General features: G+C 73.3%; 17 protein-coding genes. 6 read left to right on the top strand and 11 right to left on the bottom strand.

Translation table 11 applies throughout. The features are described 5' to 3' along the window. Window positions 1-91: 91 nt before the first annotated feature. From ACIG0D_RS11635 to ACIG0D_RS11645, 3 genes are all read right to left on the bottom strand, one after another. A complete protein-coding gene (locus ACIG0D_RS11635) occupies window positions 92-1,558 on the bottom strand; it encodes a Gfo/Idh/MocA family oxidoreductase (protein ID WP_399798729.1) in 1,467 nt (488 codons plus the stop codon). Between the two features lie 140 nt (window positions 1,559-1,698). Beyond that, a complete protein-coding gene (locus tag ACIG0D_RS11640) occupies window positions 1,699-3,456 on the bottom strand; it encodes an ABC-F family ATP-binding cassette domain-containing protein (protein WP_399798731.1) in 1,758 nt (585 codons plus the stop codon). 252 nt (window positions 3,457-3,708) lie between these two features. Beyond that, on the bottom strand, window positions 3,709-7,083 hold the full coding sequence (locus ACIG0D_RS11645) for a pyruvate carboxylase (protein WP_399798734.1): 3,375 nt from the start codon (window positions 7,081-7,083) through the stop codon (window positions 3,709-3,711). 428 nt (window positions 7,084-7,511) lie between these two features. Here ACIG0D_RS11645 and ACIG0D_RS11650 point away from each other — a divergent pair, with 428 nt between their 5' ends. After that, window positions 7,512-8,237 carry a hypothetical protein gene (locus ACIG0D_RS11650; RefSeq protein WP_399798736.1) on the top strand — a complete coding sequence of 242 codons (726 nt, stop codon included), beginning with the start codon at window positions 7,512-7,514 and terminating at the stop codon, window positions 8,235-8,237. 37 nt (window positions 8,238-8,274) lie between these two features. On the opposite strand, the gene ACIG0D_RS11655 is transcribed toward ACIG0D_RS11650, so the two are convergent. Beyond that, window positions 8,275-9,336: a PP2C family protein-serine/threonine phosphatase gene (locus ACIG0D_RS11655; protein WP_399798738.1), complete on the bottom strand. Its 1,062-nt coding sequence runs from the start codon at window positions 9,334-9,336 to the stop codon at window positions 8,275-8,277. Between the two features lie 337 nt (window positions 9,337-9,673). Further along, window positions 9,674-10,471, bottom strand: a complete 798-nt coding sequence (locus ACIG0D_RS11660; RefSeq protein ID WP_399798741.1) for a VOC family protein — start codon at window positions 10,469-10,471, stop codon at window positions 9,674-9,676. A gap of 451 nt (window positions 10,472-10,922) precedes the next feature. On the opposite strand from ACIG0D_RS11660, the gene ACIG0D_RS11665 reads away from it, so the two are divergent. The 5 genes from ACIG0D_RS11665 (at window position 10,923) to ACIG0D_RS11685 (ending at window position 14,379) form a co-directional block, all read left to right on the top strand. Further along, the gene (locus ACIG0D_RS11665; RefSeq protein ID WP_399798744.1) at window positions 10,923-11,540 is read left to right on the top strand and encodes a TOPRIM nucleotidyl transferase/hydrolase domain-containing protein; all 618 of its coding nucleotides are present in this window, start codon (window positions 10,923-10,925) and stop codon (window positions 11,538-11,540) included. A 160-nt stretch (window positions 11,541-11,700) separates the two neighbouring features. Beyond that, the gene (locus ACIG0D_RS11670; protein WP_399798746.1) at window positions 11,701-11,976 is read left to right on the top strand and encodes a hypothetical protein; all 276 of its coding nucleotides are present in this window, start codon (window positions 11,701-11,703) and stop codon (window positions 11,974-11,976) included. Between the two features lie 228 nt (window positions 11,977-12,204). Next, window positions 12,205-12,891 carry a transcriptional regulator gene (locus ACIG0D_RS11675; protein ID WP_399798749.1) on the top strand — a complete coding sequence of 229 codons (687 nt, stop codon included), beginning with the start codon at window positions 12,205-12,207 and terminating at the stop codon, window positions 12,889-12,891. Then, window positions 12,888-13,868 carry a threo-3-hydroxy-L-aspartate ammonia-lyase gene (locus tag ACIG0D_RS11680; protein ID WP_399798751.1) on the top strand — a complete coding sequence of 327 codons (981 nt, stop codon included), beginning with the start codon at window positions 12,888-12,890 and terminating at the stop codon, window positions 13,866-13,868. Before ACIG0D_RS11675 ends, ACIG0D_RS11680 begins: the two co-directional genes overlap by 4 nt. A gap of 145 nt (window positions 13,869-14,013) precedes the next feature. Further along, entirely contained in the window at window positions 14,014-14,379 is a 366-nt protein-coding gene (locus ACIG0D_RS11685; protein WP_399798754.1) for a cupin domain-containing protein, read from the top strand. Between the two features lie 13 nt (window positions 14,380-14,392). On the opposite strand, the gene ACIG0D_RS11690 is transcribed toward ACIG0D_RS11685, so the two are convergent. The 6 genes from ACIG0D_RS11690 to ACIG0D_RS11715 all read right to left on the bottom strand — a co-directional run bounded on the left by ACIG0D_RS11690 (window position 14,393) and on the right by ACIG0D_RS11715 (window position 20,971). Further along, the gene (locus ACIG0D_RS11690; protein ID WP_399798756.1) at window positions 14,393-15,754 is read right to left on the bottom strand and encodes a VWA domain-containing protein; all 1,362 of its coding nucleotides are present in this window, start codon (window positions 15,752-15,754) and stop codon (window positions 14,393-14,395) included. Continuing rightward, on the bottom strand, window positions 15,751-16,608 hold the full coding sequence (locus ACIG0D_RS11695) for an AAA family ATPase (protein WP_399798759.1): 858 nt from the start codon (window positions 16,606-16,608) through the stop codon (window positions 15,751-15,753). The genes ACIG0D_RS11690 and ACIG0D_RS11695 overlap by 4 nt, the downstream gene beginning before the upstream one ends. Before the next feature lie 30 nt (window positions 16,609-16,638). After that, entirely contained in the window at window positions 16,639-17,538 is a 900-nt protein-coding gene (locus ACIG0D_RS11700) for a DUF72 domain-containing protein (RefSeq protein WP_399798762.1), read from the bottom strand. 534 nt (window positions 17,539-18,072) lie between these two features. Then, window positions 18,073-18,744: a lactate utilization protein C gene (locus tag ACIG0D_RS11705; RefSeq protein WP_399798764.1), complete on the bottom strand. Its 672-nt coding sequence runs from the start codon at window positions 18,742-18,744 to the stop codon at window positions 18,073-18,075. After that, the gene (locus ACIG0D_RS11710) at window positions 18,741-20,219 is read right to left on the bottom strand and encodes a LutB/LldF family L-lactate oxidation iron-sulfur protein (protein ID WP_399798767.1); all 1,479 of its coding nucleotides are present in this window, start codon (window positions 20,217-20,219) and stop codon (window positions 18,741-18,743) included. The genes ACIG0D_RS11705 and ACIG0D_RS11710 overlap by 4 nt, the downstream gene beginning before the upstream one ends. Beyond that, the gene (locus ACIG0D_RS11715) at window positions 20,216-20,971 is read right to left on the bottom strand and encodes a (Fe-S)-binding protein (protein ID WP_399798769.1); all 756 of its coding nucleotides are present in this window, start codon (window positions 20,969-20,971) and stop codon (window positions 20,216-20,218) included. Before ACIG0D_RS11715 ends, ACIG0D_RS11710 begins: the two co-directional genes overlap by 4 nt. Between the last annotated feature and the right edge of the window lie 323 nt (window positions 20,972-21,294).

Consider the following 21,294-nt stretch of genomic DNA (forward strand, 5'->3'; position numbering starts at 1 on the left):
CCGCTCTTCGGCCTGTCCGGCGGTCACCGCGCCCCGAGGCGGTGGCCGCCGAGCAGCATGCGTCACGGCGGCCACCCGGACAAGGGGTCGCTCAGGCGACGGGAGGCATCTCACTGGGGCGGGAGTCCAGGCCCGTACGGTGGTTCACCCACGAGCCTCGGGTGAAATCAGGCACCGCCACCGGACGGCCGCCCGCCGCGAGGGACTTGACGCTCAGCGGCACCGGGGAGCACCAGACGGCGGCGTCGTAGACGTCCATGTCCGGGGCCAGCCCGGCACGCATCTGCTGGACGGTGCGCCACTGCAGGACGTAGTCCATCCCGCCGTGCCCGCCGTTGTTGGCGGCGTCGTCGCCGATCTTCTGCCACAGCCAGTGGTCGAACTCCTTGCGGTAGGCGTCGAACGCTCGCCAGGTGTGGCCGCTGTGGTCCGGCTCCAGATAGATCCGGCCACCGCTCGCGGAGGTCACGCCCGCGTAGTCCTCGAAGATGCCACGGCTGCCGGCGAGGGAGTTGATACGGCTGTAGGGGCGCGGCGAGCTGACGTCGTGCTCGGCCCGGATCACCCGGCCCCGCGCGGTGTCGATCAGGCAGGTGACGAGGTCGCCGTTGATGTACGTCTCCTGCCAGCTCGGGTGGGACTTCGGCACGAACCGCGCGCGGTAGTCGGCGAGCCCCCTGGGCTCGGTGGAGGTGGCCCGCAGGACGGTCATCCGGTCGCCGCGATTGATGTCCATGGCCGCCGCGATCGGGCCCAGGCCGTGCATCGCGTAGAAGGAGGCGGTGGAGCGGGTGTGCCACAGCCGCCGCCAGGAGTCCGTGTAGTACGTGTCGGAGAACAGCAGTGCCCGCAGGTCGTGCAGATAGCCGCCGTGCCCGTTGGTGATCTCGCCGAACAGGCCGTCGTGGGCCATCTTCAGCATCGCCAGCTCGTTGCGGCCGTAGTTGCAGTTCTCGGAGAGGATGAGGTGCCGGCGGGTGCGCTCGCTGGTGTCGACCAGGTCCCACAGCTCGTCCAGCTCCGTCGCGACGGGCAGTTCGACCAGCGCGTGCTTGCCGGCCAGCAGCGCCGCGCGGCCCTGCTCGTAGTGGAACTCCCACGGGGTGGCGATGTAGACGAGGTCGATGTCGTCACGGCGCAGCATGCGCTCGTAGGCGTCGGCCGAGCCGCCGTACTCGGCCGGCCGGGGGCGGCCCTCGGCGACCAGTCGGTCGGCGGTGCGTCTGGTGCGTTCGGCGCGTATGTCGCATACGGCCGTCACGGTGCAGCCGGGGACGGCGGCCCAGCCCGAGGACATGCCGTGACCCCGGTTGCCCAGGCCGATCAGGCCGACGCGGACCGTGCGGTGCTCCTCGAACGGGACGTCGACCATGGACTTCTGACCCCGGCGCCGGGGCGGAGCGCCGTCGGCGAGCGGGGCGTCGGGGGCGGCGGACGGGGCGTCGGTGGTGGTGGCCGGTGTGGCGGAGGCCCCGGTGCCGAGTCCGGCGACGACGGCCCCGGAGGCCAGGGCCCCGCCCATGAGAGTGCGGCGTGAGACAGCAGGGATTTCAGGCATGGCGCGGATCGCTCCCTTATGCGTGGCCGGCTGCTCTTGCTGCCGCATGACTCTGTCCACGCCGCCCCCGTGTGTCAATAGGTGCTCGAAAAGAAGCTGTTGTGAGCAGAAACGAGCACGCGGGGGTGGCTCAATCTCGCCTACGGCACCTGGCGGCCGTCCCGCAACCGCACCCGGCGACCGGTGAACCGCTCGGAGAGCATGCGGTCGTGAGTGACCATCACCAGCGCGCCCCGGTAGCCGTCCAGAGCCGCTTCCACGTCCTCCACCAGCGCGGGCGAGAAGTGGTTCGTCGGCTCGTCGAGCAGGAGCAGGTCGACCGGCCCGCACAGCAGGCGGGCCAGCGCGAGCCGGCGCAGCTGACCCGTCGACAGCGCGCCGACCCGCACCGCCAGGTCCGCGGGACGGAACAGACCGAAGCCGAGCAGGGCCGCGCGGTGCTCCTCCGGGTCACCGGGCCGCCCGGCGGCGAAGGCGTCCAGCAGGGTCCGCCCCGGATCGGTGACCCGGGACTCCTGCGGCAGCCAGCCGATCCGCGCCGGCCGCCGGCACCGGCCCCGGTCCGGGCGCAGGTCACCGGCGAGGACCCGCAGCAGCGTGCTCTTGCCCGCCCCGTTGGGCCCGGTGACCAGGACCCGCTCGCCCGGTGCGACGGTGAACTGGGGTATGTCGAGGCGGGGCGCGACCGCCACGTCGTGGAGCGCGGCGAGCGGTTCGTCGTGGCCGGCGCCGTCGTTCCCGCCGGAGCCGGAGCCGGAGCCGGAGCCGGAGCCGGAGCCGGAGCCGGAGCCGGCCGCATGCCCGGCACCGGCCCCGTCCCCGTCGCCTCCGGCGACCCGCGCGGTGAACCGCAACGGCTCCGGCGGCCGGGGCACCGGGGACTCCTCCAGCCGCCGTACGCGCTCCTTGGCCTGCCGGACCCGCGAGGACAGTTGCCTCTCCACGGAGCGCTGGTGCCGCCCGCCCACGCGGTCGGCGTTCGCCGCCCGCCGGGCACCCGAAGCCACGCCGTCGGCGGCAAGCCGCACCAGCTCGCGCTGCTCGGCCAGCTCCCGCTCCCAGTCGGCGTACTCCCGCTCCCAGCGGCGCCGGATCGCGGCCCTGGCCCGCAGATAGCCCGGGTAACCGCCGCCGTGCCGGTGGACGGTCCGGCGTTCGGGGTCCACCTCCCACAGGGCGGTGGCGACCCGCTCCAGGAAGACCCGGTCGTGGGAGACGACGAGCACACTCCCGCGGTGGGAGCACAGATGCTTTTCCAGCCACTCCACGGCGGTGATGTCCAGATGGTTGGTCGGCTCGTCCAGGAGCAGCAGCTGTGGGGCGGCGGCCAGGACGCAGGCCAGACCGAGACGGGCCTGTTCACCGCCCGAGAGACTGCCGAGGAGCCGGTCGGGCGCCAGGTGCGCGATGCCGAGACCGTGCAGGGCGGCTTGGACGCGGGCGTCGGCCGCGTAGCCGTCGCGCGCCTCGAACGCCGCCAGCAGTTCGCCGTACGAGGCGAGCAGCCCGTCCAGTTCGGCGGGTGCGGCCTCGGCGAGGGCCTGTTCGGTGGTCCGCAGAGCGCGTTCCAGCGCGCGGATCTCGGCGAGGGCATGGTCGACGGCGTCCTGGACGGTGTCGTCCGGGGGCAGGTCGGGGGTCTGCGGGAGATACCCGGTGCCGCCAGGGGCGTGGACGCGCAGCTCTCCTGCGTCCGGCCGGTCGAGACCGGCGATCAGGCGCAGGAGGGTGGACTTGCCGCCGCCGTTCTCGCCTACGACGCCGATGCGCTCGCCGAGCGCCACGGTCTGGCGTACGCCGTCCAGCAGCGGCCGGCCGCCGGGGGAGCGGACGACGTCGTCCAGGACGACCTGGAAGGAAGAGGGCGCGGATGAAGCGGAGGAGGTGGGGCCGAGCATGGGTGAGCCGCCGTATCGGGAGTCGTGATCAGTGACCGGTGCGGAAACGGGAGGTCACCCGGACACGGCGGAGGACGCCGGCGCCCGGCCTCCCGGGGCGGCGTCAGATGAAGTAGAAAGCCCTGATCACCTTGCCAGGCTAACAAGGGCGCCCTGCCCGCCGTCAAAGGAATAACGGCGGGCAGGGCGCCCCGGGCGTGTGCCGTCAGGCGACCACGAGGTCAGGCGACTACGTGGTCAGGCGGTCGCCTGTCAGGCGATCTCGACGAGCAGGTCACCGCCCTCCACCTGCTGGACCCGGTTGATGGCGAGCCTGCCCACCCGGCCCGCGCGCGGGGCGGTGATGGCGGCCTCCATCTTCATCGCCTCGATGGTGGCCACCGTCGCCCCGGCCGCGACCTCGTCGCCCTCGGCGACCGCCAGCGTCACCACACCCGCGAACGGGGCCGCCACATGGCCGGGGTTGGCGCGGTCCGCCTTCTCGGTCACGGGCGCGTCCGAGGCGGCCGCCGCGTCCCGCACCTGGATCGGCCGCAGCTGGCCGTTGAGGTCGGCCATCACCGTGCGCATCCCGCGCTCGTCGGGCTCGCCGATGGCCTGCAGCTCGATCAGCAGCCGCACGCCGGGCTCCAGGTCGACGGCGTACTCCTTCGCGGGGCGCAGGCCGTAGAAGAAGTCCTTGCTGTCCAGCACGCTGGTGTCGCCGTACGCCTGACGGTGGGCCTCGAAGTCACGCGTCGGGCCCGGGAACAGCAGCCGGTTGAGGGTCGCCCGCCGGGACTTCTCCAGCCCCGCGCGGTCCTCGTCCGTCAGCTCCTTCACCGGCTTGGCCGCGCCGCGCCCCTGGAGCGCCTTCGTGCGGAACGGCTCCGGCCAGCCGCCCGGCGGGGTGCCCAGCTCACCGCGCAGGAACCCGATGACGGAGTCGGGGATGTCGAACCGGTCCGGCGTCGCCTCGAAGTCCTCCGGCGTCACCCCGGCGCCCACCAGGTGCAGCGCCAGGTCGCCGACCACCTTCGACGACGGCGTGACCTTCACCAGGCGGCCCAGGATGCGGTCCGCGGCGGCGTACATCGCCTCGATCTCCTCGAAGCGGTCGCCGAGGCCCAGCGCGACCGCCTGGGTGCGCAGGTTGGACAGCTGACCGCCGGGGATCTCGTGGTGGTAGACCCGCCCGGTCGGGGAGGCGAGCCCGGACTCGAAGGGGGCGTAGACCTTGCGGACACCCTCCCAGTACGGCTCCAGGTCCCCGACCGCCTGGAGGTCCAGGCCCGTCGGCCGGTCGGAGTGGTCCGTGGCGGCCACGATCGCCGACAGCGACGGCTGGGACGTGGTGCCCGCCATCGACGCCACGGCCCCGTCGACGGCGTCCACACCCGCCTGCGCCGCCGCGAGATAGGTGGCCAGCTGGCCGCCCGCGGTGTCGTGGGTGTGCAGATGGACCGGCAGGTCGAACTCGCGGCGCAGCGCGGAGACCAGCTTGGCGGCGGCCGGGGCGCGCAGCAGACCGGCCATGTCCTTCACGGCCAGCACATGCGCGCCGGCCTCGACGATCCGCTCGGCCAGCCGCAGGTAGTAGTCGAGGGTGTACAGCCGCTCGTTCGGGTCCGACAGGTCCGCGGTGTAGCAGAGGGCGACCTCCGCGACGGCCGTGCCCGTCTCGCGTACGGCGTCGATGGCCGGCCGCATCTGGTCCACGTCGTTGAGCGCGTCGAAGATGCGGAAGATGTCGATGCCGGTGGCCGCGGCCTCCTGCACGAACGCGTCGGTCACCTCCGTCGGGTACGGCGTGTAGCCCACCGTGTTGCGCCCGCGCAGCAGCATCTGCAGACAGATGTTGGGCACCGCCTCGCGCAGCGCCGCCAGCCGCTCCCACGGGTCCTCGGCGAGGAAGCGCAGCGCCACGTCGTACGTCGCGCCGCCCCAGCACTCCAGGGACAGCAGCCCCGGCAGGGTGTGCGCGACGTGCGGGGCGACGGCCAGCAGGTCCTTGGTGCGCACCCGGGTGGCCAGCAGCGACTGGTGGGCGTCGCGGAAGGTGGTGTCGGTGACGCCGAGCGTGGGCGCCTCCCGCAGGGCGCGGGCGAAGCCCTCGGGGCCGAGTTCGGTAAGCCGCTGCCGGGAGCCCGCGGGCGGCGAACCGGCGGGCAGCGGCGGCAGCTTGGTGACCGGGTCGACCAGTTCCGGACGCTCGCCGTGCGGCTTGTTCACCGTCACGTCGGCGAGATACGTCAGCAGCTTGGTGCCGCGGTCGGCGGAGTGCCGCGCGGTCAGCAGATGCGGGCGCTCCTCGATGAAGGAGGTGGTGACCCGGCCCGCCTGGAAGTCCGGGTCGTCCAGGACGGCCTGGAGGAACGGGATGTTCGTGGCGACACCGCGGATGCGGAACTCGGCCACCGCCCGCCGGGCCCGGCCGATCGCCGCCGGGAAGTCCCGGCCCCGGCAGGTCAGCTTCACCAGCATCGAGTCGAAGTGCGCGCTGATCTCCGTACCGGCGTGCGTGGTGCCGCCGTCCAGCCGGATGCCGGAGCCGCCGGGGGAGCGGTACGCGCTGATCCGTCCGGTGTCCGGGCGGAACCCGTTCGCCGGGTCCTCGGTGGTGATACGGCACTGCAGGGCCGCGCCGCGCAGCGTCAGCGTCTCCTGGGACAGGCCCAGGTCCGCCAGCGTCTCGCCCGCCGCGATACGCAGCTGCGCCTGCACCAGGTCGACGTCGGTGACCTCCTCGGTGACCGTGTGCTCGACCTGGATCCGCGGGTTCATCTCGATGAAGACGTGGTTGCCGTCCCGGTCGAGCAGGAACTCCACCGTGCCCGCGTTGCGGTAGCCGATCTCGCGCGCGAACCGCACCGCGTCCGCGCAGATCCGCTCCCGCAGCTCCGGGTCCAGGTTCGGCGCGGGCGCCAGCTCGATCACCTTCTGGTGGCGGCGCTGCAGCGAGCAGTCCCGCTCGAACAGGTGCATGACGTTGCCCTCGCCGTCGGCGAGGATCTGCACCTCGATGTGGCGGGGATCGACGACCGCCTTCTCCAGGAACACGGTCGGATCGCCGAACGCCGACGCCGCCTCCCGGGACGCCGCCTCGATGGACTCGCGCAGCGCGGCCGGGTCCTCCACCCGCCGCATCCCGCGCCCGCCACCGCCCGCGACCGCCTTCACGAACACCGGGAACCCGATCTCCTCCGCGGCCCGGACCAGCTCGTCCACGTCCGTCGAGGGCGCCGAGGAGCCGAGCACCGGTACCCCGGCCGCCCGCGCGGCGGCCACCGCGCGCGCCTTGTTCCCCGTCAGCTCCAGCGTGTCGGCGTCCGGCCCGACGAACGTGATGCCCGCCTCGGCGCACGCCCGCGCCAGCTCCGGGTTCTCCGACAGGAACCCGTAGCCCGGGTACACGGCGTCCGCGCCCGCCCGCCGCGCGGCCCGCACGATCTCCTCGACGGACAGGTAGGCGCGCACCGGGTGCCCCGGCTCGCCGATCTGGTATGCCTCGTCGGCCTTGAGCCGGTGCAGCGAGTTGCGGTCCTCGTACGGGAAGACGGCGACCGTGCGCGCGCCCAGCTCATAGCCGGCGCGGAACGCCCGGATCGCGATCTCGCCTCGGTTGGCGACCAGCACCTTGCGGAACATCCTGGATCCCTTCGGCCTGCCGTTGAGTGAGGACCATGGTGGAGGCGCGGGCCCGGTACTGCCATGTGAAGCGGGCCACTTTACCGGTTGAGTGAGGGGTGGTGGTGGCGGGGGAGGTGGCCATCGTGGGGGAGAGGCCGGGCACCTCGCTCGGGGATTTTCCTCCGGGCTGTTCCCGTCCCTGGCCCGTCCTCGTGGCCCGGCCTTGGCTGTCCTCGCGGCCCGCCTTGCCCGTCCAGCGGCCCGCCCCGGCCCGTCTTCCCGGCCGGCCCGGCCCGTCTCCCCGGCCGCCCCGGCCCGTCTCCCGGCCGCCCCGGCCCGTCTTCCCGGCCGCCCCTGGCCGGCCCCGGCCCGTCCCGCCCCTGGCTGTTCCGGGCTGCCCCCGGCCGGGCCCGCCGGGCTCATGCTCATCGGGCAGACTCTGCGGAATGGACTCCTACCGCCCGGTTCACCGCGATCCCGCTCCGACGTCGTACGGACGCCTGCGCGTGCAGGCCGCCGACCTGGGCCCGGCCCGCTGGCTCGTCGAGCGAGCCCGGGAGGCCGTCTTCGGCACGGTCGGAAGTGTCGCCGCGCCCGGTTTCCCCGCCTACGCCCGGATCCTGCATCCCGCCTCCCTCGACGAGCGGCCGGTGCGCTGGGAGACGGTGGGTGCCGCCCACGGGCGCGAGGTCACGGGGCACACGCGCTGGCACGAGCTGATCGGCATGGACCGCGACTACCACAACGCGTCCGAGTACGGCCTGCCCGGCGTCTGGGACGAGCACGCGTCCGAAGGGCCGACCCCGCCCGGCGTCGCCCGCGCCCTGATGCCCGTCCTGGCCCGCCACACCGCGACCCCCGAGCACTGCTGGTTCGGCCTGTGGAGCGGCTACGGCCGGTGGGACTTCGACCACGTCCCCTCCTTCCCCACCCCTGGCCGCGACGAGGTCCTCCTCGCCGGAACCCTGGCCGACGCCGTATCGCCCCTCCTGCTCGACGAGTTCGCGGAGCTGCCCGACCTGTGGTGGCCCGAGGACCGCGCCTGGTGCGTGGGCGGCGACGTGGACCTGGTCAGCACCTACGTCGGCGGATCGCGGGAACTGATCTGTGACCTGCTGGCCACGCCGGAGCTGGAGGCTCACCCCGTGGCAGTCGGCGACACCGTCGGCTGAAGCCGTCGCCTCCCGGCGTGACGCCAGGGCGGGCGAGTCACTCCCACCGCACCCGCTGGATCGCCACCATGGCCGCGTCGTCACCGAGGTGGCCGCCCAGCGTGTGCGAGAGGAGATCCTCGCGGAGCCGGCGCAGGAGGCGTTGAGGGCCGCCGGTGCCGAGGGCGGCCATGCGCTGGGCCAGGGGGTAGAAGGCCCCGGAGTCGTCGCGGGCCTCGATGACGCCGTCGGTGTAGAGCAGGAGGGTGTCGCCGGGCCGGAACGGGAAGCGCTGCGCGGCGAAGGGGGAGTCGGCGAACTCGTTGAGCCCCAGGGGCGGCGCCGGTTCGCACACCTCCAGCGAGGTGACCAGGCCCTCGCGCAGCAGCAGGGGCGGCGGGTGACCGCAGTTGATCAGGTGGAGGACGGACGCGGTGTCGGGGATGTCCAGCACGGCGGCCGTGATGAACCCCTCGCTGGGAGCCGCGGTGGCGGACACGGCTGCCCGGGGATCGTCCAGGTTCGAGGACACCGTGCCCTCCAGGGAGGCGACCAGGGAGGGCAGATCGGCCTGCCGGTGCGCGGCGGCGCGGAACGCCCCCAGCAGGAGCGCGGCGTCCCCGACCGCCTCCAGGCCCTTGCCCCGGACGTCCCCCACGATGAAACGCGTGCCGTGCGCGGTCCGCACGGCGGCGAACAGATCACCGCCGATCTGCGCCTCCGCCTCGGCCGCCATGTAGACCGAGGCGATCCGCAACGGGCCGATCCGCCGCGGCAGCGGGCGCAGCACGACCTGCTGCGCGGCTTCCGCCACCGCGCGCAGCTGCGTCAGCTGCTTCTCGTGCCTCTCCCGGAGGTACGCGAAGAACGTCACGCACACCGAAATCATGATCAGCGCGGTGATCTGCAGGCTGTGGTTCAGGTCCGTGAGGCTGGTGCGTACGATCGCGACCACCGCCTGGGCCAGCACGGCGAGCGCGCCGACGCACGCGGTGGTGCGCGGGCCCGCGAAGGAGGCGGTGACCGCGGGGGCGGCGGCCAGGAACGGGCCGAGATGGACCTCGGGGGGCGCCAGGATGTCGCCCACCGTGACGATCGCGATGAGCCCGAGGGGAACCATCAGCAGGACCCGAGGCTGCTCCCTCGGTCCGCGAAGACCGCCACGCGGTCGTCCTGGGCCCATGAAACCTGCATACACCCGCGCGTTGCCGGACACCTCCCCAGCCGCGTGCGGCCCGGGCCGGCCTCCTGGGTGGCCCGACGCGTCTCGTGGCCGTCCGGTCGGACGGGGAACAGACCCGCGGGCTGCCGGGCGCCTCCCTGGCTGCGTGAGGCCCGGTCCGCCCCGGTTGGAAGCCGGACGCGGGGTCGCCGGGCATTTCCCCAGCCGTGTGCGGCCCGGACCACCCCCCGTCGGGAGCCGGACGCGTCTCGTGGCCGTCCCGGTCCGCCGGGGGTCAGCTCTCGGCCGGCGTCAGGACCACGAAGTCCGCGTTCGACGGGTCCAGGCAGACCGCCAGCCGGCCCACGCCCTCCGCGTCCTCCGGCCCCATCTGCACGCTGCCGCCGTTCTCCCGGACTCTGGTGACCGCCGCGTCGCAGTCCTCGACGTGGAACACCGGGTGCCAGTAGGGCCGCCCGTTCGCCAGGGCGAGGGCCTCCTGGGGAAGCTGCATCACGCCGCCGTGCATCCGCTCGTCGGGCAGCCCCTCCGGCGTGATGAGCGAGTAGGTGCCTCCGCCGCCCGGCAGCTCCATGTCGCTGAACCGCCAGCCGAGGATCCCGCCGTAGAACTCCTTCGCCGCGGCGGCGTCGCTCGTGTACAGCTCGGTCCACGACAGCGAGCCCGGCTGGTCCACCAGCTCCACGCCCTTGCTGGTGCCCGGCTGCCAGACGGCGAACTGGCCGCCCAGCGGGTCGCTGTAGTGCGCCATGCGACCCCACTCGTCGAGGTCCCTCGGCTCCACCCGCACCGTGCCGCCCGCGTCGCGCACCGCCCGCGTGGTGGCGTCCGCGTCGGCGACCGAGAAGTAGATCATCCAGGCGGAGCGCGCGCCCTCCTCGGTGAGTTTGCCGAGCCCGGCCACGATCTTGCCGTCCTTGCGGAACATGCCGCCTTCCACTTCCCCGCCCTCGCCCATGGACTCGTAGTCCCAGCCGAGCACGGTCCCGTAGAACGCGGCGGCGGCTCGGACGTCGGGGGCACCGAGGTCGAGCCAGCAGGGGGAGCCGGGAGCGAAGTCCGTGGTGATCATGCCGATGACGCCTTTCCGTGGATCCTGTTTGCACCCAGCGTGACACCCACCACTGACAATCGCCCGCCGACGGCTCCCACCGCAGGTCGGGCGGGTCGGCCTCGGTCTCCCGCCACCCGGGGCCCAGCTCCAGGCTGCCCGCGACCAGGTAGCCGCAGCGATGCTGAGGTGACGGCCGCCGCCTCCGCCTCGTACGACGCCGTCCGGGGACGTCCGGGGCCTCCGGGGCGGTCCGGAGTGACGGTGTCGCCGGTCAGGCCCGCGTGCCAACGGAGGATCCACGAGCCGCCGTTGGGGAAGTCCGGGCGTCAACTGGCCCTCGTCCCGCACCTGGTGGACCCCTACATGCCGACCCGCGGCGACCTGCACCGCGCCGACGGAGCGACCGTCCCCGATGCGTGCCGGTGGTTATTCCCTGGCGTGGGCGCGGGGACGGGCGGAGACTCGTGGCATGGGTGACATGGCGGCGTTCCGGGACGAGGTCACCGCGTGGGCGGCCGGTGGGCCCTCGGACACCGCGCGGGAGCTGGCCGTACGGCTGCCCGTCCAGGTGGTCGTCCTGCTCGAAGGGCCGAGCGACGCCGCGGCGGTCGACGCGGCGGCCGGGCGACGCGGCCGGAACCTGGAGGCCGAGGGAGTCTGCGTGCTGCCGATGGGCGGTGCGATGAACGTCGGGCGCTTCACCCGCCTCCTCGGGCCACCCGGTCTCGGCCTGCGCCTCACGGGACTGTGCGACGAGCGTGAGCGCCCCTATTACGCCCGGGGCTGGCAGCGGGCCGGCGTGGGGGAGGAGGCGTTCTTCGTCTGCGCGGCGGACCTGGAGGACGAACTGATCCGCGCGCTGGGCGTGGCACGGGTGACGGAACTCGTCCGTGCGGAGGGCGATCTGCGCGCCCTGGAGACCTTCCTGCGCCAGCCCGCCCAGCGGGGCCGTACCGCACAGCAGCAGCTGCGGCGCTTCCTCGGTACGAAGAAGGGGCGCAAGATCCGGTACGGCCGTGTCCTCGTCGAGGCCCTCGACCCCGACCGCGTCCCCGCCCCGCTCGACGGCCTGCTCGCCGTCCTCTGACCGCCGTCCTCTGACCGCGGTCCTCCAACAGCCGTTCTCCAACAGCGGTTCTCCAACAGCCGTTCTCCGACCGCTGGGTGACACCCGTGAAAAGGGATGTCAGAGGCGTGTGGTGGGATGTCGGAACCGAAAAGCACTGATCGAACACGGGGGCATCCTGATGAGCGAGTTTCCGTCGCTGACCCATGCGCTGGCCGAGGGGCTGGTCGACGTGCTGTGGTTCGTCGAGAGTTGCGAGGACGAGCAGATGGACCCGGACGACGCCGTCAGGGTCCTGGAAGACGCTGCCCACCTCATGGGCCGGCTCTCCCCCGACCAGCGCGGCGAGCTGCTCGACCTGATCGACGCGATGGCGGCGGAGGAGACGGACCCCGAACGGCGGGAATTCCTCGAGGACTTCCCGGAGGACTTCGGGCTCGTCGACGACCCGGCCTGACGCCGACGGCGGTCGGCTGCCGTCGGCCGTCGGCCATCGACCGTCGGCTGGACTGAGCGTCGACCGCGAGGTCCGGGCACCGGGGGCGCCTGAGGTCTCCCCAAGGTCTCCCCAAGGTCTCCTGGGGGATCCCTAGGGGAAGAGTCAGGGAAAACCCTCCTGTGCTTCCCGCTTCCCTGGGCTTAGACTAAAAGTCCAGTGATTGGATGGACAGTCCAAGGGGGCGGTATGGCCGGGCAGGACCTGGAGGCCGAGCGGGACGCGATCATCGGCGCGCTCACCCCGGTCGTCGACGGACTCGTGGCGACCTTCGGCCCGGTGTGCGAGGTGGTGCTGCACGACTACCGGCACCCGGAGAAGTCGGTGGTCGCCGTGGCCGGTTCGGTGACCGGACGCGCGGTGGGCGGAGCGATGAGCGAGATCGGCATGCGCGTCCTCGCCCGGGGCGACGAGGCGGCCGACGAGCTGAACTACCTCACCCGGACCCGCTCCGGCGACCTGGTCAAGTCGTCCACGATGGTGCTGCGCGACTCCACGGGAGCCGTCTTCGGCGCCCTCTGCGTCAACCTCGACGTCACCGCCGTCCACCACGCCCACACCCTGCTCGGCGGCCTCGCCGGCCTGGGCACGGACCCCGCGCGGACACCGGTCACCACCTTCGGCAACGACATCGACTCCGTCGTCGACGCCATCCTCGACACCCACCGGCTGCACCGGCACCACAACTGGGCCGGCCTCGACCGTGAGGACCGCCTGGAGCTGTTCCGCAGCCTGGACGAGCACGGCGTCTTCGCGGTGCGCCGCGCGGTCGAGCAGGTCGCCGCCCGGCTCGGCATCTCCCGCGCCTCCGCCTACAGCTATCTCTCCCAGGCCAGAGCCAAGGCCGACCCGACGTCCCAGGGAGGACACCCGTGACGACCGCCCCCTCACCGGTCACGCTCGACGACGTCCGCGCCGCAGCCGCGCGGCTCAAGGGCGTCGCCCACCGCACCCCCGTGCTGCGCTCCCGCACCCTCGACGCGCTGGTCGGCGCCGAGACCCTGCTGAAGTGCGAGAACTTCCAGCGGATGGGCGCGTTCAAGTTCCGCGGCGCCTACAACGCGATCTCCCGGCTGACGCCCGAGCAGCTGGCCCAGGGTGTCGCCGCGTACTCGTCGGGGAACCACGCGCAGGCCGTCGCCCTCGCCGCCCGGGAGCTGGGCACCAGCGCGGTGATCGTCATGCCGGAGGACGCCCCCGCCTCCAAGCAGGCGGCGACCGCCGCGTACGGCGCCGAGATCGTCACCTACGACCGCTACACCGGCGACCGCGTCGCCATCGCCGAGGCGCTAGCCGCCGACCGCGGTCTCACCGTGATCCCGCCGTATGAGCATCCGCACATCATCGCCGGCCAGGGCACCGCGGCCCTGGAACTGATCGAGGAGGTGGGTGAGCTGGACGCCCTGATCGCCCCGGTCGGGGGCGGCGGGCTGATCGCGGGCAGCGCGACCGTCGCCAAGGGGCTGCGGGCCGGGGTCCGTGTCATCGGCGTCGAGCCGGAGGCCGGGGACGACACCAAGCGGTCCCTGGAGGCGGGCCGGCGGATCAGTATCCCGGTGCCGCGCACCATCGCCGACGGGCAGGCCCTGCACACGCCCGGCGAGCTGACCTTCTCCGTCAACCGGCGCCTGGTCGACGAGATCGCCCTGGTCAGCGACGACGAGATCAGAGCGGCGATGCGGTTCGCCTTCGAGCGGCTGAAGATCGTCATCGAGCCCAGCGGCGCCACACCGCTGGCCGCGCTGCTCGCCGGCCGGGTCACCGGCCTCCCGCGCCGCGTCGGCGTGATCATCTCCGGCGGCAACATCGACACCGAACGCTTCGCGCGGCTGTGCGCGGGAGGGGAGGAGTAAGGGCCCGCCGTCGAATGGCGGCCCCCGATCCCGGGGCGGACGATGGACGTGAGGGGCCCGGCCGCCGCCGGTGCCGCCTGCGCCGCAGGGGAGACGGGGACCGGCCCCCCGGCCGCGGCGGACGCGGCCGGAAGGGAGAAGCATCATGCTCGAGATGAAGCTGCTCGACAAGCCGGACGAGCGGCGGGAGTTCCCGCACGGACACATGGAAGCCGTCCACCTGAGCGGGTGCGACTTCGCTGTGGCGACCTTCGAGCCGGGCTGGCGCTGGTCCCAGGACGTGGGGCCGATCGCGGGCACGGAGAGCTGTCAGATGAACCACAACGGCTATGTCGTCAAGGGCCATCTGCACATCCGTATGGACGACGGCACCGAGGCCGAGGTCGGCCCGGGCGAGGTCTTCGTCTGCTCGCCCGGACACGACGCGTGGGTCGTCGGCGACGAGCCGTGCGTCGCCTTCGACTTCGAAGGGCAGACCGCCAAGGAGTACGCCAAGCCGAAGGAGGGCTGAACCGACGGTCTCCTCAGACCGGTAGCAACCGGCTGACAAGGGCGCCGAGTTGGCGGGCGGTGCGGCACTCGTACATCGCCACCAGCTCGGCGTAGTCGGGGGCTGCCGAGTCCCCCGTGCCCCACTGGGCGCGCGGCTCCGGGTTGAGCCAGTACACGCGGCGGGCCTGCCCGGCGATCTGCCGGAGCGCCGGAAGATTCGGGTCGGCCATGTTCGTCCGCGCGTCCCCCAGGACGAAGACCGTCGTCCGCGGTCCCACGGCGGCACCGTAGCGCTCGGCGAACTCGCCCAGCGCGGCGCCGTAGTCGCTGCTGTCGTGCCAGCCCGTCAGCCGGGCGTGCTCACGGATGCGTCCGCTCAGCCGCTCGGCGCCGGCCGCGCCGTGCGTCAGCAGCCCGGTCACCTCGTCGATCCGGTTGACGAAGGCGAACACCCGCACCTTGCTGAACTGGTCGTGCAGCGCCTGCACCAGCAGCATCGTGAAGTCGGAGAAACCGGCGACCGATCCCGACACATCGCAGAGCAGCACCAGTTCGGGCCGCGCGGGCCGCCGCCGGCGCTTAACCGGCCGCATGGGCACGCCGCCCGTCGACAGGGAGCCGCGCACGGTGCGCCGTGGATCGATCGAGCCCCGCGCGGCGCGCCGGCGCCGGGCCGCCAGCCGGGTGGCCAGCGTGCGGGCGAGCGGTCGCACCGTCCGGCGCAGCTCGGCCAGCCGGTCCCGCCCGGCGTACAGGAAGTCCACCCGGTCCGCTGTCGGCGCCACCGCCCGCCGGGCGATCTCGTCGCGCCCGCGCCGCTCCGCCACCCGGCGCCGTGCCTCCGCGGCCACCTGCCCGCGGAACACCTCGATGCGCCGCCGGATCTCGTCGTCGAGCAGCCGGCCGGCGAACCCCTCGCCGCCGCCCCGCGCCAGGACGTCGTCCCGCACCCGGGCGAGCAGGGTCTGCGGGCGCAGCCGCTCCAGGGTCTGGTACGCCGACCAGCCGTCCGATCCGGGTGAACCGCCGTATCCGCCCAGGCCGTCGACGGCCTCGATCGCCAGCCGGCCCATCAGGGCGACGTCGTTCGCGGCGAGCGCCGGCGCCAGCCGCTCGCGCAGCTCCTCGCGCCCGGCCGGCTCGCCGCCCGGCGCGCCGAGACCGCGCGGGAAGTACAGGTCGAAGACCTGGTCGAACAGCTGCCGCTGCCCGGTGGTGTGCAGCAGTGTCGCGGCCAGGCCCTCGCGCAGCAGCTCACGGTCGGCGAGCCCCAGCGCCCGCATCGCCCGCGCCGCGTCCACCGTCTCACCCGTGCCCACGCGCACGCCGTGCGAGCGCAGCGCGGCGACCAGGGCGGTCAGCCGCGCCGCGACGTCCGACCCGGCGGCCGTCATACGGCGTCCAGGTCCAGCTTGGCCGCCGCCTTCAGCACGTCGTCCTGGTGCTTGAGCAGGACGCCCAGGGTGTCCCGTACGACACCCTCGTCGAGCGTGTCGGCGCCCAGTGCGAGCAGCGTGCGCGCCCAGTCGATCGTCTCGGCCACCGACGGGGACTTGCGCAGGTCCATCGCGCGCAGCGCCCCGACCACCCGCACCACGGACGCGGCCAGCGCCTCGCCGAGCCCCGGCACCTTCAGCCGGACGATCCGCCGCTCCAGCTCCTCCTCGGGGAAGCCGATGTGCAGGAACAGACAGCGCCGGCGCAGCGCCTCGGACAGCTCGCGGGTGGCGTTCGAGGTGAGCACCACGAAGGGCCGCCGGGTGGCGGTGACGGTGCCCAGCTCCGGCACGGTCACCTGGAAGTCGCTGAGCACCTCCAGCAGCAGGCCCTCCACCTCGACGTCCGCCTTGTCGGTCTCGTCGATCAGCAGGACCTTCGGGTCGTCGCCGCGGATCGCGGTGAGCAGCGGGCGCGGCAGCAGGAACTCCTCGCTGAAGATGTCCGTGCGGGTCTCGTCCCAGGTCTCGTCGCGTCCGGCGCTGATCCGCAGCAGCTGCTTGGCGTGGTTCCACTCGTACAGGGCCCGTGACTCGTCGACGCCCTCGTAGCACTGCAGCCGCACCAGCCGCGCGTCCGCGACCCGCGCCACGGCCTTGGCCAGCTCCGTCTTGCCGACCCCGGCGGGGCCCTCCACCAGGAGCGGCTTGCCCAGCCGGTCGGCGAGGAAGACGGTCGTGGCGACCGCCGGCGAGGCCAGATAGCCGGTCTCGGCGAGGCGGGCGGAGACGTCGTCGACGGAAGTGAACACCAGGGCCTCCAGATCGGCGTCGGTAACCGGTCACCTATCTAAGCGCTTGTTCACCGACTGTGTCACGCCCTCGACGAGCGAGGGGGACTGCCCCAGCAGCCGCTGCATGGCCTCGGCGGCCCGGACGGCCGCGTCGCCGCAGCAGTTGTTGAACAGCACGTGCAGCTCCTCGACCCGCTCGGCGAGGGACCGCAGCCGCGGCACCCACTCGGCGAGTTCCTCGTCGTCGTACGCGTGGCGGAACCGGTCCTCCTTCCCGCCGGTACCCCAGGCGGCGCTGCGGCCGTGGAACCGTACGACGGACAACCGCGGCGACGTCACCGGGGTGACGGGCGGTATCGACGATGGCAGCGACCGGTTCATGTCGACGGCGACGGCCGCCATGCCGTACCCCGCGAGCAACGCGCGCGTCCGCTCGGCCCGCTCCTCGAGCCACCAGTCGGGGTGCCGGAACTCGACCGCGACGGGCCACCCGCCCGTCCGCTCGGCGCACTCCGCCAGGAACGCCTCCGCCCGCGCCCCCGGCCGAAACCACGGCGGAAACTGGAACAGCACACTCCCCAGCCGCCCCGCCTGCCGCAACGGCGCGATCCCCGCCCGAAACCGCGCCCACACCTCGTCCAGCACACCCGGATCCCGGCTGTCGGCAGGCAGCCCGTCCGGCATCACGGCACTCCGCGTCGGATGCCCCGTCAGCAACGAGAACGCCTTCACGTCGAACACGAACCCGTTCGGCGTCCGCTCCACCCACAGCCGGCTGTTCCGCTCACCGGGCAGCGCGTAGTAGGAGGCGTCGACCTCCACGACCGGGAACCGCTCGGCGTAGTGCCGCAACCGCCCCTCGGCGTCCCGCCGCCCCCGCGGATACCAGCCACTGCCGACCAGCTCTCGATCGGTCCACGAACACGTGCCCACGAGAATGTCACCCATGCGGTGCGGTTACCCACCGGCCCGGACTCTCCCCATGACGCCGCCCACGCGCGCTTGACGCTCCAACGCCCGGGTTGTGAAGCACTCATGGGTCTGACTGGTCAGGCGTTCGGGCGGCGCTCGTCCCAGCGGACGGCCTGCTCCCGGCGCACAGCCGTCGCCCGGGGCATCACCGCCAGCGGGGCCGCGCCGCTGGAACCCACGGAAGAGGTCCTCGCCGAAATGGCGGAGGCCGAGGTGCGGCGCTCGGCGCTCGCCGAGACGGTGTGGCTCCTGGGGGACGTCGGGACGAACACCGCCGCCGTCCGGCTGAATCACTGCCTGTGGCATCTGGAGTGGCCGGCCCGCGAGCTCCCGACAACCGGGCAGGGCGGCTGGGACCACGCCTACGAGGAGTTCCGGCAGGCACGCCACCAGTTCCTCCGGCTGGCCCGCGCCGGCCTCGGCGTGCGGGGCACCCGCATAGCGGAGACGCTGCCCTGGCCACCCCGTGGCGGGGCGACCTCGCGCGAGGCACCCCGCAGTGACCGGTCGCTAGGTGGTGGCGCCCCCACCGCTCGGCTCACCGGTCACCAGCACCACCTCCAGCGTGCGCGGGCCGTGCACCCCCTCCACCCGGTCCAGTTCGATGTCGCTGGTCGCGGACGGGCCGGAGATCCAGGTCGACGGGCGGGTGGGGGTGAGCCGGTCGAGGGCCTGGGGGACGGAGGCGACGACCTGGGCGGGGACGCGGACGACGCAGACGTGGTGGTCCGGGATCAGGGTGACGCGGCGGCGGCCCTGGTCGGGGGAGCCGTCGAGGACGATGGTCCCGGTCTCGGCGATCGCCACCGCGCAGGCCGTGACGACGCTGTCCACGCGGTCGAGTTCATCGGGGGTCGTCTCGGGCCGGTCCGGGACCCGCCGCGCCGTGGACAGCGCGAGCCAGTCCGGATCGAGGCCCGGTGGCACCAGGACGGTCCGCGAGCCGCGCGCGGACAGCAAGCCCGCCACCACGGAGGGCAGTTCGGCGGCCGTGCAGCGGTGGACCAGTGCGCGGTAGTCCGCCAGGTTCACGGCGAGGAGGTCCACCGTCTCGGCGGCCGTCCGCTCACCGTGCTCCCGCAGATAGTCGCGGGTGACCGCCTGCTCGTACGGCGTGTCCTCGCGCGGCACGTCGGCGAGTGCGCGCCGTACCCGGCCCAGGATCCGGTCCCTGCTGTTCACTTCGCGCCGTCCTTTCCGCCACGCGTCCGCTGCCACCAGTCCCGGAACGGTTCCGCCGGCACCGGCGGAAGGTCCCGGGTCCCGCTCCACGCCCGGCCGGGCCCCGGCAGGGTGCGCGGGTGGAGCCGGCGGGTGCGGGAGGCGAGCCGCTGCCCGGTGCGCAGGGCGCCCGGGCGGCTCAGCGCCCAGCGGGCCGCCCGCATCGCCGCCCGCTCGGCCGCGTGCCCCTTGGCGGGCCGCAGCAGCACCTTGTTGCCCTCGCGGACGGCCGGGCCGCCCTGGGCCACCCGCTCCCGCAGATGCACCAGCACCTCGGGGATGTCGATGGCGACCGGGCACACGTCGTAGCAGGCACCGCAGAGCGACGACGCGTACGGCAGGGACGCGTCGATCTCGCTGCCCGTGCCGCGCAGTTGGGGGCTGAGGATCGCGCCGATCGGGCCCGGGTAGACCGAGCCGTAGGCGTGGCCGCCCGCTCGCTCGTACACCGGGCACACGTTCAGGCAGGCCGAGCAGCGGATGCAGCGCAGGGCCTGGCGGCCGACCTCGTCGGCGAGGGTGTCGGTGCGGCCGTTGTCGAGCAGGACCAGGTGGAAGGTGCTCGGCCCGTCCTCGTCCGTCGTGCCGGTCCACATCGACGTGTACGGGTTCATGCGCTCGGCCGTCGAGGAGCGGGGGAGGGTCTGGAGGAACACCTCCAGGTCCCGCCAGGTCGGCACGATCTTCTCGATGCCGACGACCGAGATCAGCGTTTCCGGCAGGGTCAGGCACATCCGGCCGTTGCCCTCGGATTCCACGACCACCAGCGTGCCGGTCTCGGCGACCATGAAGTTGGCGCCCGAGATGCCGACCTTGGCCCGCAGGAACTTCTCCCGCAGGTGGAGGCGGGCGGCCTCGGCGAGTTCGGCGGGCGTGTCGGTCAGGCCCTCGGGAGCCGGGCGGCCCCACGCGGCCATCTCGTCGCGGAAGATGTCGCGGATCTCGCCGCGGTTGCGGTGGATCGCCGGAACCAGGATGTGCGACGGGCGGTCCTTGCCCAACTGCACGATCAGCTCGGCGAGATCGGTCTCGTAGGCGCGGATGCCCTCCGCTTCCAGGGCCTCGTTCAGCCCGATCTCCTGCGTGGCCATCGACTTGACCTTGACGACCTCCGACTCCCCGGTCGCCTTCACCAGTTCGGCGACGATCCGGTTGGCCTCCTCGGCGTCCGCGGCCCAGTGGACGACCCCACCGGCCGCCGTGACCGACTCCTCCAACTGGACCAGGTAAGTGTCCAGGTGACGCAGCGTATGGTCCTTGATCCGCTTGCCCGCCTCGCGCAGCGCCGCCCAGTCCTCCACCTCGGCGACCGCCTTGGCGCGCTTGGCGCGGATCGTGTGCGTGGCGTGCCGCAGATTCCCGCGCAGCGTCGGATTGCGCACCGCCTCGTGCGCGGCGGCCGGGAAGGCCGGCATGCCGAGATACGTACCGCTCATGCCAGGGGCTCCTCTTCCGTGCTGGCCAGGATCTCCGCGATGTGCACCGGGCGCATGCCCGACCGCAGCCGCGTCATCGTCCCGCCGATGTGCATCAGACACGAGTTGTCCGCCGCGCACAGCACCTCGGCGCCGGTCGACTCGGCGTTGCGCACCTTGTCCGCGCCCATCGCCGCGGAGACGTCGGCGTTCTTCAGCGCGAACGTGCCGCCGAAACCGCAGCACTCCTCCGCGCCCGGCAGCTCCACCAGCTCCAGACCCTTCACCGCCTCCAGCAGCCGCCGCGGCCGGTCGCCGAGGCCCAGGCCGCGCAGCCCGTGACAGGTCGGGTGGTACGTCACCGTGTGCGGGTAGTACGCGCCGACGTCCGTCACCCCCAGCACGTCCACCAGGAACTCGGTCAGCTCGTACGTCTTCGGCACCACCGGCGCCAGCGTCGCGGCCAGCGCGTCCCCGCGGCCCTCCGCCCGCGCCCGCTCGCCCATCCGCGGATACAGCTCCCGCACCATCGCCCCGCACGACCCGGACGGCGTCACGATCGCCTCGTACGGGCCGAAGACCTCGGCGAAGTGCCGAGCCAGCGGCTCCGCCTCGTGCCGGTAGCCGGTGTTGTAGTGCGCCTGACCGCAGCAGGTCTGCGCCATCGGGAAGTCGACCTCCACGCCCAGCCTGGTCAGCAGCCTCACCACGGCACGCCCGGTGTCCGGATAGAGCGTGTCGTTGACACAGGTCAGGAACAGAGCGACACGCATCGCGGCTCCTCGGGGTCGATCATCGGATGAGGGCAGGGTAGTGCGGGGGGTGACGGGGAGGGCAGGAGGCCCGACCCGCCGGGCGGACGGGCCGGAGCAGCCGGGCGGACGGGCAGAGCAGCCGCGCGGACGGACCGGACCGTCCGAGCGGACGGGCCTGTGCGGCAGCCCGGACGGGCCGGAGCAGCCGAGCGGACGGGCTGGAGCAGCCGAGCGGACGGGCCTGTGCGGCAGCCCGGACGGGCCGGAGCAGCCCGGCGGGCGGGCCGGAGCAGCCCGGCGGGCGGGCCGGGCCAGTCCGGCGGGCGGGCCGGAGCGCGATC

The organism is Streptomyces sp. NPDC052773 (assembly GCF_044547145.1).
GTDB lineage: Bacteria > Actinomycetota > Actinomycetes > Streptomycetales > Streptomycetaceae > Streptomyces.

Coding starts and splice junctions, on each gene's coding strand:
- ACIG0D_RS11635 (WP_399798729.1), bottom strand. CDS start 1,558: ATGCCTGAAATCCCTGCTGTCTCACGCCGCACTCTCATGGGCGGGGCC.
- ACIG0D_RS11640 (WP_399798731.1), bottom strand. CDS start 3,456: ATGCTCGGCCCCACCTCCTCCGCTTCATCCGCGCCCTCTTCCTTCCAG.
- ACIG0D_RS11645 (WP_399798734.1), bottom strand. CDS start 7,083: ATGTTCCGCAAGGTGCTGGTCGCCAACCGAGGCGAGATCGCGATCCGG.
- ACIG0D_RS11650 (WP_399798736.1), top strand. CDS start 7,512: ATGGACTCCTACCGCCCGGTTCACCGCGATCCCGCTCCGACGTCGTAC.
- ACIG0D_RS11655 (WP_399798738.1), bottom strand. CDS start 9,336: ATGGTTCCCCTCGGGCTCATCGCGATCGTCACGGTGGGCGACATCCTG.
- ACIG0D_RS11660 (WP_399798741.1), bottom strand. CDS start 10,471: ATGATCACCACGGACTTCGCTCCCGGCTCCCCCTGCTGGCTCGACCTC.
- ACIG0D_RS11665 (WP_399798744.1), top strand. CDS start 10,923: ATGGGTGACATGGCGGCGTTCCGGGACGAGGTCACCGCGTGGGCGGCC.
- ACIG0D_RS11670 (WP_399798746.1), top strand. CDS start 11,701: ATGAGCGAGTTTCCGTCGCTGACCCATGCGCTGGCCGAGGGGCTGGTC.
- ACIG0D_RS11675 (WP_399798749.1), top strand. CDS start 12,205: ATGGCCGGGCAGGACCTGGAGGCCGAGCGGGACGCGATCATCGGCGCG.
- ACIG0D_RS11685 (WP_399798754.1), top strand. CDS start 14,014: ATGCTCGAGATGAAGCTGCTCGACAAGCCGGACGAGCGGCGGGAGTTC.
- ACIG0D_RS11690 (WP_399798756.1), bottom strand. CDS start 15,754: ATGACGGCCGCCGGGTCGGACGTCGCGGCGCGGCTGACCGCCCTGGTC.
- ACIG0D_RS11700 (WP_399798762.1), bottom strand. CDS start 17,538: ATGGGTGACATTCTCGTGGGCACGTGTTCGTGGACCGATCGAGAGCTG.
- ACIG0D_RS11710 (WP_399798767.1), bottom strand. CDS start 20,219: ATGAGCGGTACGTATCTCGGCATGCCGGCCTTCCCGGCCGCCGCGCAC.
- ACIG0D_RS11715 (WP_399798769.1), bottom strand. CDS start 20,971: ATGCGTGTCGCTCTGTTCCTGACCTGTGTCAACGACACGCTCTATCCG.